Origin of the sequence: Ohtaekwangia sp., from assembly GCF_036786105.1 — a bacterium.
Taxonomy (GTDB): Bacteria; Bacteroidota; Bacteroidia; order Cytophagales; family Cyclobacteriaceae; genus Ohtaekwangia.
Genome location: NZ_DAIQRQ010000007.1, coordinates 75,287 through 91,625, shown reverse-complemented (window position 1 = coordinate 91,625; position 16,339 = coordinate 75,287). Strand labels below are relative to the sequence as shown.

Here is a 16,339-nt window from a genome sequence, read left to right as displayed (position 1 = left end):
TTGCCAAAAACTGGACAGATGCCATTTTCTGTTCATTTTTTTATAATCAATTGATTATCAATAGGAAATACTAAAATTAGTTATCTTCTGGGTTTAGACCCCATATAGAATACCACTCTGCCGCCCTTTGCAATGTCATCATGAGTCAGATATCGCCTGGTTAAAAGCTGATCGTTGAGCACCACTTTCTGAACATATACATTCTTGTCGCTCTGATTTACAGCTACAATCTCGAAGGTTTTACCATTCTCCAGAGAAAGCATGGCCGATTGCACCATCGGGCTACCCAACGAATATTGATCCGACCCAGGCGCTACCGGGTAGAAACCGAGCGAAGTAAAAATATACCACGCGCTCATCTGGCCACAGTCGTCATTACCACCAAGTCCGTCAGGAGCAGGATGATACTGTCTCTTTAAAATCATGCGAACCCGCTCCTGCGTCTTCCAGGGTTGATCAGTCCAGTTATATAAATACGCCACATGGTGTGCCGGTTCATTGCCGTGCACATAGTTACCGATAATGCCATCGCGCGTTATATCTTCTGTATGTGCGAAAAATTCATCCGGTAAATTCATAGTGAAGAGTGAATCAAGATGCTGCACAAAGCGCTTCTTCCCTCCCATCACCACGATCATCTGCTCGGGGTCTTGCGGAACATACAAGCTATAATTCCAGGCATTACCTTCTATAAATCCCTGGCCATGTGTGCTCAATACATCAAACTCTTTTCTGAAAGAACCATCGCTCAGCCTGGGGCGCATATAGCCGATAGAAGCATCGTATACATTCTTCCAGTTCTGCGCACGCTTCATATACTGGGTATATATATCTTCACGATTCAGCTTTTTCGCCATCTGGGCAATCGCCCAATCATCATAGGCATATTCAAGTGTTTTTGATACCGATGAGCCGCTCTTGTCTTCCGGAACAAAACCGGATTTCATATAGTATTCCAGCCCATCATACGAACCGTGACGCGAAGTTGCTATACAGGCCTCCAGTGCGTGCATGGCATCGCCCCTGAATGTTCCTTTCACTACAGCATCAGCCACGACAGAAGCGCTGTGATAGCCGATCATACACCAGTTCTCATTGGCATGATGCGACCACACCGGCAACATCTTATGAACACTCTGATCATAATGAGCCAGCATCGACTGTATCATATCGGAGTTACGCCCGGGCTGAATAATGTTGAAGAGCGGATGCAGTGCACGATACGTATCCCACAGTGAGAATGTGGTATAGTTCGTGAAATTTGTTGCCATGTGATTGTTCTGATCGAGCCCCCGATACTGGCCGTTCGAATCCATATACGTGGTAGGGCCGAGGAATGTGTGATAGAGTGCCGTATAGAAATTCATCATCTCATCGGGGCTGGTAGTCTTGATCCTTACACGTTGCAGTTCTTTTTCCCACAAATCCTGTCCGGCCTGCTTTGCTCTTGCAAAATCCCAATGCGGTATTTCCGCCTGCATATTCTGCAACGCTCCCACTGTACTCACGGGCGACAACGCTACTTTTACTTTGATCTTCTCTCCGGCTGTTGTATTGAAATCAAAGTACATCCGGATTTGTTCTCCTGCGGCTTCCGGAAAATTTTTCGATTGATCAAATTTCCGCCAAAAGCCTTTATATACGTGGGGGTTGGAGAAGTCTTTCATCCCATATTGCTGTATAGGCTTTGAAAATGTCATGGCAAAATATACGGTGCGCGTGCGAGCCCAGCCGTTCGTCTGGCGATACCCTGTGATCAATGTATCATTTTCTACACGAACAAACGTCCATACATTCTTGTCAGTATAATTATAGATGCCATACATCAGGTCGAAGATGATGTGCGCCTGACCGCCTTCGGGAAAAGTATACTGATGAAATCCTACGCGATTGCTGGTGGTCAGCTCAGCTACTATATTTCCTTCATCCAGTTTTACCCGATAGTAGTTGGGCGATGCTGTTTCGTTGCTATGTGAGAACGATGAACGAAAGCCACTCCGGGGATTTTGCTCCGTGCCGGGATTCAGTTGCAATTTGCCAACAGTAGGCATGATCAGAAAATCTCCGAGATCAGAATGCCCGGTACCACTAAAATGTGTATGGCTGAATCCTACAATCGTTGGGTCGTCATATTGATACCCTGCACAATATTTATATACCAGTGGATTGTAATGGTTGTCTATTTCATACGGAATTGTGTCGGTCTCCGGGCTTAGCTGCACCATACCAAACGGCACGGTCGCTCCGGGATAGGTGTGCCCCATTTTGTGTGTACCGATGAGCGGATTTACATATTGAATGAGATTATCCTGCGCATTAGCAAGGGTGCAGGTGATGAGGGTGGCGGTGACGAGGAGTATATATTTCATGGTATAGGTTCTTGTTATTGGCTGCAGCTGCTGGCTACGAGCTGCTAGAGGTGTGAGTGGAGGGAGTTGGGGTGTGCTGAGCCTTTAGATTGGGTTTGAGCTTAAAGCTTTTCATCCTTGGAGAAAGAATACGGCATGTCTTCTTCTTTTGTGCCGCGTTGTTTCTCGGGAGTAGCAGACATTTTGAAGTCGATTGTGGCACCTTGAGAAAGTGTAGTGTGCGAGAGCCAGTTCCTGGTATATATTTCGCCATTCACTTTGGCTTCCGATATATATACATGGCTGTCGCTGTTTTCAGGGGCGTTGATAACGATCTGTTTTCCATTCTCCAGCGTCAACGTAACTTTTCGGAACAGCGGTGTTCCTACAATATACTGATCGGTGGCGGGGCATACAGGATAAAAACCTAATGCCGAGAACACATACCAGGCAGAGGTTTGTCCGTTGTCTTCATCGCCGCAATAACCGTCAGGTGTTGGCCGGTATAATTTCTTCATGGTTTCACGAACCCAATACTGCGCTTTCCACGGCTGACCAGCGTAGTTATAGAGGTATATCATGTGCTGGATCGGCTGGTTGCCATGTGCATACTGCCCCATGTCGGCAATTTGCATTTCGCGTATCTCGTGAATCACTCCCCCGTAGTAACTGTCATCAAATACAGGAGGCAGCGTAAATACAGAATCCAGTTTCGCAACAAACCTGTCTTTACCACCCATCAGGTTTATCAAGCCCTGCACATCGTGAAACACAGACCAGGTATAGTGCCAGCTGTTACCTTCCGTAAATGCATCGCCCCACTTATACGGATTGAACGGCTTCTGGAAACTTCCATCTTTATTCTTGCCGCGCATCAGTCCTGTCTTCGTATCAAACAAGTTTCTGTAGTTCTGGCATCGCCTGGCAAACAAACTGAGCTCTTTCCTGGGGCGGCCCAAAGCTTTAGCCAGTTGATATATAGCGAAGTCGTCATACGCATATTCGAGCGTGCGCGCTGCATTCTCGTTGATGTCTACATCGTAAGGTACATATCCTAGTGTATTATAGTATTGCACACCGGCACGTCCTACTGCCGTAAGCGGACCGGCCTGTTCTGAATTTTTCAATACGGCTTCATATAGTGCATTCACATCATAACCGCGCATGCCTTTGATATATGCATCAGATACGATGGAAGCAGAGTTCGATCCGATCATTATATTTCTATACCCCGGACTCGCCCACTCGGGCAACCATCCACCTTCTTTATAGGCATTCACTAATCCTTCCTGCATATTGGCACTCAATGACGGATACATGAGGTTCAGGAAAGGAAACAGCGAACGGAATGTATCCCAGAACCCTGTGTCGGTAAACATATAGCCCGGCAACACTTTGCCATTGTACGGGCTATAATGCATTACTTTACCTGAAGCATCCAACTCATAGAATTTTCGGGGGAAGAGTAATGCACGGTATAAACATGAATAGAACGTGCGAAGCTGATCGGCTGTGCCGCCCTCTACAGCCACGCGGCTCAGTTCTTTATTCCAGGCGTCTTTACCTTTCTGCTTTACGGTTTCAAAATCATCGCGACCTATTTCTTTCAGATTCAATTCAGCTTGTTCAAAACTGATGAACGATGACGCCACGCGCACATGTACCTGTTCGCCATGAGATGTTTTGAATCCCACAACAGCACCGGCATGCTCTGCAGTGATCTCATATCGGTCATGTATACGATGGTTGCTCCACGTCTTCGACAATGTAAAGGGTTTGTCGAAATACATCACAAAGTAATTCCTGAAATTCTGCGGAACGCCACCGCTGTTACGCGTGGTATAGCCAATGATTTTTTTCTCAGCCGGTATAATTTTTACATACGAGCCATGGTTAAAAGCATCTACTACAATGGTGGCAGAGTCAGTCTTTGAAAATGTGAAGCGAAATATAGCGGCACGTTCCGTAGGAGCAATCTCGGTAGTGATATGGTGGTCAGCCAGATAAACACTATAGTAATAGGGTTTGGCAATTTCAGATTTATGAGAGAACCAGCTTGCCCTCTCCTCTTCACTTAGTTTTATTTTGCCGTTTACCGGCATAATGGAGAATTGACCATAGTCGTTCATCCACGGAGAAGGCTGGTGTGTTTGTTTAAAACCTTTGATCCGGTTGCCGTCATACGTATAGGCCCAGCCACTTCCCATCTTTCCGGTCTGCGGCATCCAGAAGTTCATACCCCAGGGCAACGCTATGGCCGGATAGGTATTGCCATTCGAAAGCTCCGGTGAAGATGCAGTACCAATAATAGGGTCTACATATTCTGTCAGATCAGTAAAAGGTTTTGTTACTTCCTGTGCAAGTACCTGAACAGAAAGTGCGGCAGCGAGTAAGCAGCCGGCGAGTATTCGGCAAATCATGTCCGAAAATATTAAACCGGAATGTAAATCCCATCCATTATAGGATGGGTATATAAAAGAATATGTATAGCTGGCTATATAGCGTGTTGTATGTCTCCGTGTGTTTCCCGTGCGCTGTCAGTTGTCAGATATAGGTTGAACAGCCTTCGCCCTAACCAACAAGGCTCGTACTTCATCCTCTTTTATGGCGGGTACATCTCTATAAAGCGAGCGTAACGACTCGGCACTTGCATCCGAGCGGAGAAATACGGTGTCATCAGCTTCTTCCGCTACTTGTTTCAGTGCTTCCGATTTTACCATAGGCACAGCTACAATCAGTTTGGCCGGCTCCAGCTTACGAATGCCGCGAAGGCATGCCAGTACAGAAACACTTTCTTCCAACACATCATCAACCACAATCACTGTTTTCCCTGCAAAGGAAGGACGTGGCAGATTGGCGTAGTAAAAATTAAATTCACGCTCAATGCCGATGCGCGACAGCATAATCTGGTGATATATATAGTCTTGTGGAATGTTATGAATGTCTTCACGGATCAGCACCTCATGCACACTTACGGAACCAACTACCTGTGCGCTGTTACCCGGATGTTTGATCTTGCGATATGGCAATACATCAAACGAAAGTCCTAACGATTTTGCGATCTCGAAGCCTACAACGACACCACCATGCGCAAGTGCCACAATCATAGCCTGCGACTGTTGATACAGCCTTAGTTTTCCGGCAAGCAGATGGCCGGCATACACCCTGTCGTATAAGATAATGTTTTCCTGTACCACGTTGGATGGATCTTATAGGAAAGTTAGCCCTTTCCCAGAAGCGCAACATTATCCTCTCTCCTTTTTATTTACATGCTTCAACATGCATCATATCCAGGGAAAGTATAGATAAAATAGTTATGTAAGTATCTTTTCAAGATAATCACCGAGGAAGTAAGCAGCCATCGCAGCGGCTGTTCCAAGTACCAATGTTTCGGCTATGCTTCGCCCGAGACTCGCCTGCGTTACGTATGTTTTTATGTAGCCGATAAATATAAAGGTGAGCAACGTTACAATGGAAGAAACCGCAAATGGATCCATACCCATCTTCCCGACATAAGCAATAAAATACGCAATCAGGGGGACGGCACCAGCCACCACAAATGCCAGGAGTGTAGAAACACCTGCTTTCACAGGCGACTTCTTATGCTCCGATAACCCGAGCTCATCTTTCATCATTGTATCGAGCCACACCTGTTTGTTTGCGGTAATGCGGTTCACAACCATCTCCAGTTCTTTTCCTTCAAAACCTTTGTTCTTATAAATCAGCTCAATCTCCTGTCGCTCCACATCCGGCATATTTTCAATCTCCCACATTTCCATGCGAAGATGCTTCTGGTAATTGTCATGCTCTGATTTATGAGAAAGATAACTTCCGATTGACATCGAAAGGCCATCGGCTATAAGGTTGGCCATGCCCAGAATGATTATAATATTGATATGAAGATTCGCGCCGGCAGCACCCGCCACCACGGCAAACGTCGTGACGATGCCATCGATTGAGCCGTATACTAATTCCGGAAGATATGTTTCAAACCGCCTGATCCAGGCACTCCGGGTGCGCTCCGGATCATTCAATTCTATTTCCATACGCTGCTGTTATCGTAGTCAAATATAAAGATGATACAGCAGCTAAAATTTATACCCGCAAATTTAACCACTGGTTATTTCACCACCAGTCTGCCAGATGCTACCGGCTTCGCATGGCGATAAATGCGATAAAAATACAATCCTTGTGCAAGGCCCGATACCGAAAACCGGAAGAATGATCCATATACGGGTTCCTGCTGAGCCATCTTTCCATTGGTATCATAAAGTTCAATAGTAAGATCATCGCCATCGGTAACGAGTACCATTTCCTCTTTCATGGCCTGCACCGGGTTAGGATATAGCGTAAAGGTCTGAGCATCGCTATAGTATATTTCAGCGACATCGGTATACACAACATTTCCGTCTTGCAGGTGTATGGCTACGCGGTAATTATTCGCTCCACGCTGTAGCGATGTATCGGTGTATTCGAACGTGAGACTGGCGCCTGCCGCACGTTCTTCCAAAGGAATGTAGGTACCGTCCTGTTCTTTTTCAAAGGTGATGCTCGTTATATTATAGAGTGTACTTAGTTCCAGCGAAAGTTGCGAAGTATTGGTCTCCGAAAGCCAGGCAGCGAAGGTACTATAATAACAATTAACGCCTTGCTCAGCATAATTGTACGTCAGACCTGCCAATGCCGTTTTCCCTGCAATAACAGGAGCCACTGCATAATAACGCGAAGCAGATTCATCTTTTGAAAAGATATAGGATGTATCGGTCGTAACCAATATGGGCTCCAGGTATCGGTCACCCAACTGAAGCAGTTGATATTGCCCAGCCTGTGGCACCTTGTCCCAGTTTAACATTACTTTATCAGTACAGTTAAATCCGATCTTTAAAGGCATGGAAGGTGCAATGGTGAATGTATCGGTGGTGTAATATATACCGCCAGCCTTTATCCGCGCCATAGCTTTGTGCAATCCGTCCGGTGCCGTCCAGCGGTAAAATCGTTCTTCCAGGGAGATGGTATCCGTGATGATTTCAAATCCACTATTATCCAGGTTAACTTCAAGAGCCGTCTTGCCTGTGAAAGAAGTGTTCCAGCGGAAGTATAAATCGCTTGTCGCTTCAGCTGCATCCTCGCCGGTCGGATAAGTCCACCGGAATACGTTGGCACTGTCCAGCCAGTATGCAATCTGCACAGTTTGCTCCGTTGTTCGCAAAGCCGATGCCGTAATATTCAGCGCATATATACCGGCATCCGGATTATCGATGGTAATATATTCGGTGGTATTCAAATGGTCTTCCCTGCGCCTGGCAGGCAACGCAAGCGAATCTATGTGCGGATAATGGCTTAGCCCCCACGGCAACCATTGTTTGCCTCCGAAGGTGATTTTACTATCCAGATCATTTATCAGTGCGGTGGCATCGCCTGCTTCGGCTGCGGGGTCATTCCACACAACAGCCACATGCAGCGTTTTAACCCCGGCCGGCACCTGTATCGAAAACTGTTTTGTTGTATTGGGAGAGATCGTATCGCTACCTAGTGCATGCGCCTTCACCAGACGGATGGCTTTATCGGCATTGACAGATCCGTAGCCCGATTTAAAATCAATGCCTTCGCTTCCGGCATCATCCGCGGAAGCGATCAGAATAGCCTTTACCATTGCCGCGTCCGGCGATGATTTATATGCTTCGCGGTAAGCCTGCTGCACCAATGCGGAGATGCCCGATACCATCGCAGCAGCGTCTGAAGTTCCCAGGGGGCCGTAGGCCACCAGTTCAGGTTTCAGCCGCCCATCGTATGCCGGGCCGCTTGAGTTACGTGCATCGATGGCAAAATCTTTCCCTGTGGCGCTCACCACCAGTACATTTTTTGCCATCTTCATATTGCCGCTGAGGTTGGCATAACCCGCTATACCGGAGTATATACCCGTAGTGCTCACCTCCGCTCCCGAATTGCCGGCAGAGAAAACGTGAAGTATCGTTGGAGCTGTATTCACGCTTACATCGTATGCACGTGCTTCGGCTCCGTATTGATTGTCAATGGTAACACCATACGAATGGTTCTGGATCGTTACACCCTGCGACTGCAATACCGCATTATCATCCGGTAAAAGATTATCGAAGCTTGATGAGGTTACGTTACTTTTCCAGGCTGCACCTTTGGTTGACGGCATCGTGTTGCCGCCACCAGCGATGATCGTTGCCATCTGGTTTGCGTGGAGCGATACTTCAGCGCTGGCCAGTGTTGACGGCAACACGCGTTCTTTCAGGTCTATATCCGATGCATCTACCGACTTCTCCTTTATAGAGAGCGTCATGTTTTCACCGTTTAGCTCCGGGTATAGAGCATGAACGGCATTTACGGCATTTATACTTATATCCTGAAAACTATTTGAGGCTTCTTCCGTGGCATGCGCCTTATGGTTATCCACAAAGGTTACTTCGCGGCAGGCCAGCAACGCATTCAAATATGTATGGGGTATACTAATTATATATATACCAGCAGCGGAATGTGTACCGATGAATGAACATGGAATATTATTCTGCTTTAAATGATGTTTAAACTCATTTAAATCCTGTATACGAACGGAAAGCATATTTATACCACTATTGGGATATAAAAAACCGGCCGCCAGTTTCCAGCGATTGTCGGGTGTAAAATTTGACTGCGATCGTTTGTTGTCATCATTTAACGCAGACAAACAAACATAATTCCCCGGTGAAACCTCTTTTGCGAACGCTATGGTGCCCTTACGCAAATACGTATTTACGTCCGCACGCGTGGCTTCCATAGTAAAATATTCATTCTCGTGCAATACCGTATTTATAGTGTCATACCTGATTAATCCGGGTATACTCTGACTATATATAGATGTATAAAACACTGTAAATAAAGCTGCAGCAATGATTCTCATAAGGTATATATTTATCAAAAGTATATATCAAAAAGTATAAATTTCAATTTATAGCTATAAAAACTTGGTTGGTAAAAACTAAATCACTTACTTGATCGCATTATTATTAATCATTACCTAAATTTTTTATTCTATGAGAAAGATGTATGCAACTTGCAGCATGGCAGTTTTATGTGCTATGTTTTCTTGTCAGGAACAAGAAGCTGCAAAAAATCAAGTCCCAAATGATGTTGTGGTTCAATTGTCAAAAGCTGGTTTTGATACCAGTGAAGGATTGTCCGTTCGCGCTGACGGCAAATACCTTGTTGAATACGACATTCTGTTATCCAAAGAACAGATCGCAGAGCTTGCTGAGCCTGTATCTATCAGCGGATCATCGGCCGGCGAAGAGCATTATCGCACTACCAACCTGGTTACCGGCACACCACGCACTATATATGTATATATGGATCCCAGTTTCGGAAGCTATATGCAGAATGCGTTCACAACTGCGTTGAGCCGCTACAATGCACTAGGCCTCACGTTGAATTTCCAACGCACTACTTCTGCATCTGCAGCCAACATTCAGATACTCTCTTTTTATGAACAGAGTAACACATTAGGCTTCAGCGCCGGCTTCCCAAGCGGTGGCAATCCTGCAAGCCCGATCCAGCTCAACACTTATTGGTATAACAATTCTTCTCAACTTGCTGATGCCGCTACGGTAATTGCACACGAGATCGGTCATGCTATTGGCCTGCGTCATACAGACTATATGAACCGCCGCTATAGCTGTGGATCTGGTGGAAACGAAGGCTCTGCCGGTGTTGGTGCAATATGGATTCCGGGTACTCCTACGAAGCCATCTGCCAATTCATACATGCTGGCTTGCTCTTCCGGAAGTGATCGTCCGTTCACATCCGCAGATAAAACTGCTTTGACTACTGTATACTAGGTTATAATTGATTCCGGACCGCCACGCTCTGAAAGGAGTGTGGCGGTCTCGTTTCTACACCCGTGTAAGCCAAAATATTGCATACTATAGCTGTCTCAACGGATAAAATGGATTTGACTGGCCGATGGGCAGTTCTACTCGAATCAATACCGAGAATCCATACCGAATTCCTCCCTTCCACTTTCGCTGCACATTTCCCTTATCATGTGCTCCCTGCACAACGGTGACGGTATAATCTTTTAACCGAAGAAAATTAAAGGCATTTAACCATAATTAGAAGTTTTCGTTTTACTTTTGGACTGAAAAACGGATACAGTCTAAAATTTCAAGAATCGAAAATCAGCAGTTGTGACCATGATAACCATGACGAAAGATGAAGCGATACGGGCGGAGGTTCTGAAGGCCGCGCGCACTCTTTTTCAACGCTTTGGCTTTCTGAAAACTACCATGGAAGACATTGCCAAGGCGGCCGGCAAAGGAAAGAGCACTCTTTATTACTACTACGCCAGCAAAGACGAAATTTTTGATGCTGTGATGAAGGAAGACATTGAAGAGGTGCTGGAACTGACGGATGATGCCATTGAAAAAGCTCCTACGGCAGAAGAGAAACTTAAAACATTTACGGTAAATCGCGTAAAGTTGCTGATGCAGAAAGCTACGCTTTATAGCGTTGTATTCGGCGAGATCTCCGATAATCCCAACCTCATTAAAAAGATTAAAAAAAACTTTGAAGCGCGCGAACAGGAAGTGCTCAAGAATATCTTACTGCTGGGAATCGAGACAAAAGAATTCAAGCCAATCGATGATCGTGATATTGACGACCTGGCCTATGTAATGCTGTATGCTTTCCGTGGTATTGAAATGGGATTAATTGAAGACAATCGTATCAAAAAAATTGGCGATCGGTTGGAGATCATTCTTGGTCTTCTTGCGAATGGTTTTAAAAAATAATTTTTTTTGAAACTTTTTCGACCAAAATACGATTAAAGTCTAACGATCCAAATATAGTATGTGTCCCCTGCACGTACCGTTTGAGATGATGCTGCAACCCCAAACATGCAGCCGTAATTACTTTCAGTTCCAGTAGCTATACTGGAAAGACAGAGCCTAAAGCTTGCTACCAACACCCCAGGCAGGTTTCAGACAATGAATATTGATGTATTGATGAAAAAGTTATCGTTCAGGATGACTTAAAAATATATTTGACGTGTGACACTTTTTTTTACCCATGGTGGTTAGGTTACGGCACTGGTACATGCGGTCTTGGGGTAAGCCGGTATCAGTTGCCGTTCCTTTTAAACAATAAAATAAATACATATATAGTATAAGATAGTTTATGTGAAGTTGGAAAGAGATATACCGGTTGCAGCTGAGATGTTCAGAGGGGTTATTTCGCTGCAGCCGGTGATGTCTATGCATAAACGTGTTGCTTGTTTGAGGGAGGATGGTTTATCATGATGAGAAAGAATATACTTCGCTTTTAAATATATCAAAGGGCCGAAACGACTGTATCGCTGCACTACGCGATAAGTCCTTCGGCCAACTGGACCCTCTATATACAGTATATAGATTGATCCAAAGTTGAATACGTTTCGATCTGTCACCCCATGTACCATTTTATTTATACCACTTGATTACACTTTTTACCGTCTATCCACATGCGTGCTGCATTATTACTGGTGATGATGACTTGTATGGTCACCATCGCGCAAACGCAATCTCCTAAATTACTCCGCATATACGAAGAGAACGATTTGTTCACCCTGCATAATTCCGACCGGGGCTATACCAATGGAACCCGTGTTGATCTGTTTTATCAGCGAAACAAAAAGCCACAAACTATACTGAACAACCTGTTCCTGAAAGCTGGCGACAGCAGTGTAAATACCTATAGCTGGGGAATGATGCAGGTGATGATGACGCCTTCCAATCTCTCCGATACTGAACTCAATCCAAAAGATTATCGCTATTCGGGTTCACTTTTTTTATCGCATGCCCTGCATTCATCCGATCCTGTAAAAAAATACAGTGTACAAACCGAGTGGATTGTAGGCATCATGGGCCGTTATTCATTTGCCCAACAAACGCAAACATACGTGCATAAAATTACCAATAGCCCGAAGCCTATGGGCTGGGATCATCAATTATCGCAGGCATTGTTGGTTAACCTGAATTTAAAATATGAGAAAATGCTCGTGGATATCCGGCATTTCGAGATTATTTATGGTGGTGATATGCTTATTGGTACCATGATGAATGGTATCGCTGCACATGCCACCCTGCGTGTTGGCAAAATGCCCTCTTACTTCGCGGGCTATATGGAGCAGTTTACAACACAGCCCGATAAACAACAGCTCAAGGCCTATATATTTCTGCAACCATCCATTAGTGCCGTGGCACACAATACGATGGTGGAAGGAAATATATTTCATGGGGGCATATTTAATGGTGACAAAAATCCCGAAAAGAAAACAGAGCCTGCGCTAGAATCGCATCACCACATGACGTGTCTCGACATGGGTGGCGTAGTAGCTTACCGGGGCATTGGAGCATCCTTCACATATAAATTATTATCCTCATTTGCCAGAACACTACCGGGCCAAGCCGTAGGAAACATATCTGTATATGTACGCCTGTAGTTACGCATAAAAAAGTGACAACCGGAATGGAAAATATTCTTGTATTGATAACTCATGATCCATCCTTACGCGAACGCGTCACAAACGCTATACAACAAGCAAATAGCTGGAAGCTGGCAGAAGTATATACCACCGTTACGGATGCCGCTCACACCTTGGGGCGCAACAGGCCTACAATTATCCTGGCAGATGTTCAACTGCACACACCACAGGCATTCGAAGCGATGGAATTGATTTGTGACAGGAGTCCTTTCAGCAATGTATTGATCCTCCACGATGCTAATCATCCCGGCGATATACTGATGGGATTACGGCTCGCTGCGCAAGGATATATTTCTCGTGATGCCTTTGCTGAAAACTGTCTTGCTTACCTTGAACATGTGCTTCGTTGTGCTCCTATAATCGCTCCTGAAGTTATGGCTGAACTCCGGCAAGTATACCTGGCATACGCACATCTTTTCAGCAAACAGGAGGAGGATGTATTGTCAATGCTCATAAAAGGAACCAGTTACACAGCCATTTCAAAGACATTGAGTATTCCGACAGAATCAACAAAAAAAATTATAGAAGCTATATTTACTTTTCTGGAAGCTGAATCAGCAATCCGTATCTGAATCAGGATTGCGCTATGGTATTACGGTAGCGGTTCATCAGTTTACTGAATCGCTCTGTTCTCTGCAACCATTGAAATCCTGCTATACCTACCGATGCTGTGAATATACCGGCAAGTACATCCAGTACATAGTGGTGGCTGGTGTATACCGCGGCAAACCATATCCCCAGGGTAATGATCACAAACACAACATTGATCCAACCCACTTTATGTTTTATTCCCACATAGGTAACGATCAGCGGATAAGCCGAATGCAAGGAAGGCATCGCAGCAAATACGTTTGATCCCTTGGCATATAACGATGAGAACAGATGTATACCAAAGAATTGATCGAATCGCACCAGGCCAGCGGTGTTACCGGGTGTAGCAGCACGAAACTCAAATCCAAAGTTCTGAACATACCAGGGCGGTGCCGCGGGGTATAGATAGTATACTGCAAAGCCCAGCAGATTTACAAAAAGGAACGTAAGGGAAAATTCCAGGAACTGTGCTTTATCACGATAAAAGAGATAACCGGCAAACAGCAGGGGAACCGGTATCCAGCATAAGTAAAATGCACCCGCCAGCACATCGGCTATAACAAAACTATGTTGCCGCCAAAATTCATTGGGTGTAAGCGTCACGCTTCCCTGAGCAATACCAAATATACCTTTCTCTGTTTCATACAAGTCTTCAATATGAACTGGGTTGAAAGCATAGTTCGGAAATGCTTTCATATAATCGTAAATGATCCAGTATACAATGAATATGGAAAAGCCGAGAATAAATCGTCTGGTGGTTGGGGTAGCGAGGTATAATGCACTGAATAGCGCAGCGAGAAATAACTGATCTGTTTTAAAACCGATCAATACCCACGATAGCAACAGGTAAGCAAGAGAAACAGCGCATACGACAAACACATGCCGAAGTGTAGTGTTCAAGGCCGACAGATTCAGATATTTCGTATTATTTCTCAAAGTCAGACCGGAATATCTTATCCCATAAAGCTGAGCTCACACCATAGCCTCTGTCAGGCTCCGCATAATGATGCTGCATGTGGTGTTGCTTAATCTTCTTCATGATCGGATTTTTGAATGTAAAGTGATGCATGGCATAATGCGATATATCATATATCAGGTACCCGGTAATGAAGGCCGCAAAGAAGCCATATACATATTCCGCAGGGATGAGCCATACAAACAACAAGTAAAAAGCCGTAGCCAGTGGTATACTTACAGAAGGAGGCATCACCAGGCGCAACCGGTCATTGGGATAATCGTGGTGCACACCGTGAAAGATAAAGTGCAAACGTTGTCCCCATTGTGATTTTGGCACGAAGTGAAAAACAAAGCGGTGCAGTACATACTCTGTTAAGGTCCAGAAGAAAATACCGGCTATAAAACTGGCCAGGAATATAAGTATGGTATTATTGGCTACCGCAAAAGCACGCCAGGTAAAGTATACTATAACTGGTATGAATATATACAGCGGTACTGTAAAATGTACTTTCGAAAAGGCTTCGAGAAAATCACTCTTGAACATCCGTGACGACTCCTGGGAATTGGAAACAAAAGTTTTCTTCATAGCACTACTCATGGTTTAAATCGTTCAATTATTTCGTTTCCGGTGTCAGGGTCTACACCCTTTACTTCGGCACACACTACATTCGGAAGCCAGAATGTACCGCCCTCTATCTGCAGGAATACGCGCGATACTTCTATGTTCTTTTTATTAATCGTGGCGTGAATATGATACTTGTTATCGCGTGAAGACTTTGTGAGGTAGAAGGGCAACTTTTTATAAGAGACAAAACGCAGCTCATATTTACCATTGCCCAGATCCTTGGTCTTTAATCCATACGCATAATTGCGCTGGATATAGGAGAGATCTTCATGTTGGCCCTGCTCCTGGTAGCGTATCCAATAGGGATGCACCGGTTCATCCGTGTTTAGTTTACCATTGCTCTCCACATTCAGTGCATACATAATCGTATTCGTATTCGGAGTGCGCTGAATGTAAAATAACGTCCTCGTGTCAGCGGGAGGTATCGGGAATGTATCCTGATTCCTGCAAACACAAGATTCTTCCGGCACTACCGGGTTAGATGTTAATGCTGTAAAGAACAGACTGATCAGAAAACTTATCATCCTTTCTTCTTATTTCATTTCTTTTTCTTCCAGTGATTTCTTCGCATCACGCAATCTGTTGATGGCAGTGATGTTTGTAAGCACAGCCATTACAGTCAATGGAAAGGTGAAAATGGATATCGTTTCAAACACATGAAACGGGATACCCGGTATAAATAATTTATAATCACCACCAATGAAGCTGGCTGTTATACCGCAGGCGATTGCTGTTACGCCTACTGTTACTACACGTTCGGGGCGTTGCATCAATCCACCTTTACATTCAATCCCCAGCCCCTCGGCACGGGCGCGCACATAGCTCACCATCATAGAACCAATCAAGGCAATGAAAGCAAACAGTGAACTGAGGAAATAATGATGCCCGATCAGGTAATAGCATATACCGAGGAACATAATCAATTCGCTGTAGCGATCCAGTACCGAATCGTAAAGCGCTCCAAACGTAGAACTCATGTTGCCGAGGCGTGCCACTTGCCCATCGAGCATATCAAAAAGACCTGCAAACAAAATAAGGCCTCCTGCCCAGCCAACATACGAAAGATCGCCCCGGTTCCCCTCTTCGGCACCCAACACAAAAATAGCCGCTACACCTATGTTCAGCAAAAGGCCGGTAGTTGTTACGGCATTGGGAGTAAAACCAATACGTATCAAAAATTTTACGAATGGATTGATAACCTTATAAATAAGCTGTTGAAGAACAATTCTGAGCGGTTGTCTTTCCATACTGCTGTTATTTATAGACTTGTGTACTACTTCACTCATGCGTACGGTG

General features: G+C 44.9%; 13 protein-coding genes. 4 read left to right on the top strand and 9 right to left on the bottom strand.

The window, feature by feature from the left end; translation table 11 throughout:
* Positions 1 to 80: 80 nt before the first annotated feature.
* The 5 genes from V7Q33_RS05625 to V7Q33_RS05605 all read right to left on the bottom strand — a co-directional run bounded on the left by V7Q33_RS05625 (position 81) and on the right by V7Q33_RS05605 (position 9,255).
* Entirely contained in the window at positions 81 to 2,369 is a 2,289-nt protein-coding gene (locus tag V7Q33_RS05625; RefSeq protein ID WP_333819167.1) for a GH92 family glycosyl hydrolase, read from the bottom strand.
* A gap of 101 nt (positions 2,370 to 2,470) precedes the next feature.
* The gene (locus tag V7Q33_RS05620; protein WP_333819166.1) at positions 2,471 to 4,768 is read right to left on the bottom strand and encodes a GH92 family glycosyl hydrolase; all 2,298 of its coding nucleotides are present in this window, start codon (positions 4,766 to 4,768) and stop codon (positions 2,471 to 2,473) included.
* A gap of 117 nt (positions 4,769 to 4,885) precedes the next feature.
* A complete protein-coding gene (locus V7Q33_RS05615) occupies positions 4,886 to 5,512 on the bottom strand; it encodes a phosphoribosyltransferase family protein (protein WP_333819201.1) in 627 nt (208 codons plus the stop codon).
* 150 nt (positions 5,513 to 5,662) lie between these two features.
* Positions 5,663 to 6,394 (bottom strand): VIT1/CCC1 transporter family protein, encoded by a 732-nt coding sequence (locus tag V7Q33_RS05610; protein WP_333819165.1) that lies wholly within the window; start codon positions 6,392 to 6,394, stop codon positions 5,663 to 5,665.
* A 74-nt stretch (positions 6,395 to 6,468) separates the two neighbouring features.
* Positions 6,469 to 9,255, bottom strand: coding sequence for a S8 family peptidase (locus V7Q33_RS05605; RefSeq protein ID WP_333819164.1), 2,787 nt, complete (start codon positions 9,253 to 9,255; stop codon positions 6,469 to 6,471).
* Between the two features lie 241 nt (positions 9,256 to 9,496).
* On the opposite strand from V7Q33_RS05605, the gene V7Q33_RS05600 reads away from it, so the two are divergent.
* The 4 genes from V7Q33_RS05600 (at position 9,497) to V7Q33_RS05585 (ending at position 13,442) form a co-directional block, all read left to right on the top strand.
* The gene (locus V7Q33_RS05600; RefSeq protein WP_333819163.1) at positions 9,497 to 10,189 is read left to right on the top strand and encodes a M57 family metalloprotease; all 693 of its coding nucleotides are present in this window, start codon (positions 9,497 to 9,499) and stop codon (positions 10,187 to 10,189) included.
* Positions 10,190 to 10,543: 354 nt separating this feature from the next.
* Entirely contained in the window at positions 10,544 to 11,140 is a 597-nt protein-coding gene (locus tag V7Q33_RS05595; protein WP_331980723.1) for a TetR/AcrR family transcriptional regulator, read from the top strand.
* Positions 11,141 to 11,847: 707 nt separating this feature from the next.
* Complete coding sequence (locus tag V7Q33_RS05590; RefSeq protein ID WP_333819162.1) at positions 11,848 to 12,828, top strand: lipid A deacylase LpxR family protein; 981 nt, start codon at positions 11,848 to 11,850, stop codon at positions 12,826 to 12,828.
* Positions 12,829 to 12,854: 26 nt separating this feature from the next.
* Positions 12,855 to 13,442, top strand: coding sequence for a hypothetical protein (locus tag V7Q33_RS05585; RefSeq protein ID WP_333819161.1), 588 nt, complete (start codon positions 12,855 to 12,857; stop codon positions 13,440 to 13,442).
* Between the two features lies 1 nt (position 13,443).
* On the opposite strand, the gene V7Q33_RS05580 is transcribed toward V7Q33_RS05585, so the two are convergent.
* From V7Q33_RS05580 to V7Q33_RS05565, 4 genes are read right to left on the bottom strand one after another with little or no spacing between them, the layout of a single operon-like run.
* A complete protein-coding gene (locus V7Q33_RS05580) occupies positions 13,444 to 14,397 on the bottom strand; it encodes a phosphatase PAP2 family protein (RefSeq protein ID WP_333819160.1) in 954 nt (317 codons plus the stop codon).
* A complete protein-coding gene (locus tag V7Q33_RS05575) occupies positions 14,387 to 15,004 on the bottom strand; it encodes a sterol desaturase family protein (RefSeq protein ID WP_333819159.1) in 618 nt (205 codons plus the stop codon). The genes V7Q33_RS05580 and V7Q33_RS05575 overlap by 11 nt, the downstream gene beginning before the upstream one ends.
* An 8-nt stretch (positions 15,005 to 15,012) precedes the next feature.
* Positions 15,013 to 15,567, bottom strand: coding sequence for a DUF4833 domain-containing protein (locus V7Q33_RS05570; RefSeq protein ID WP_331980627.1), 555 nt, complete (start codon positions 15,565 to 15,567; stop codon positions 15,013 to 15,015).
* Positions 15,568 to 15,576: 9 nt separating this feature from the next.
* Positions 15,577 to 16,329, bottom strand: a complete 753-nt coding sequence (locus V7Q33_RS05565; protein WP_331980625.1) for a CDP-alcohol phosphatidyltransferase family protein — start codon at positions 16,327 to 16,329, stop codon at positions 15,577 to 15,579.
* Positions 16,330 to 16,339: the final 10 nt, after the last annotated feature.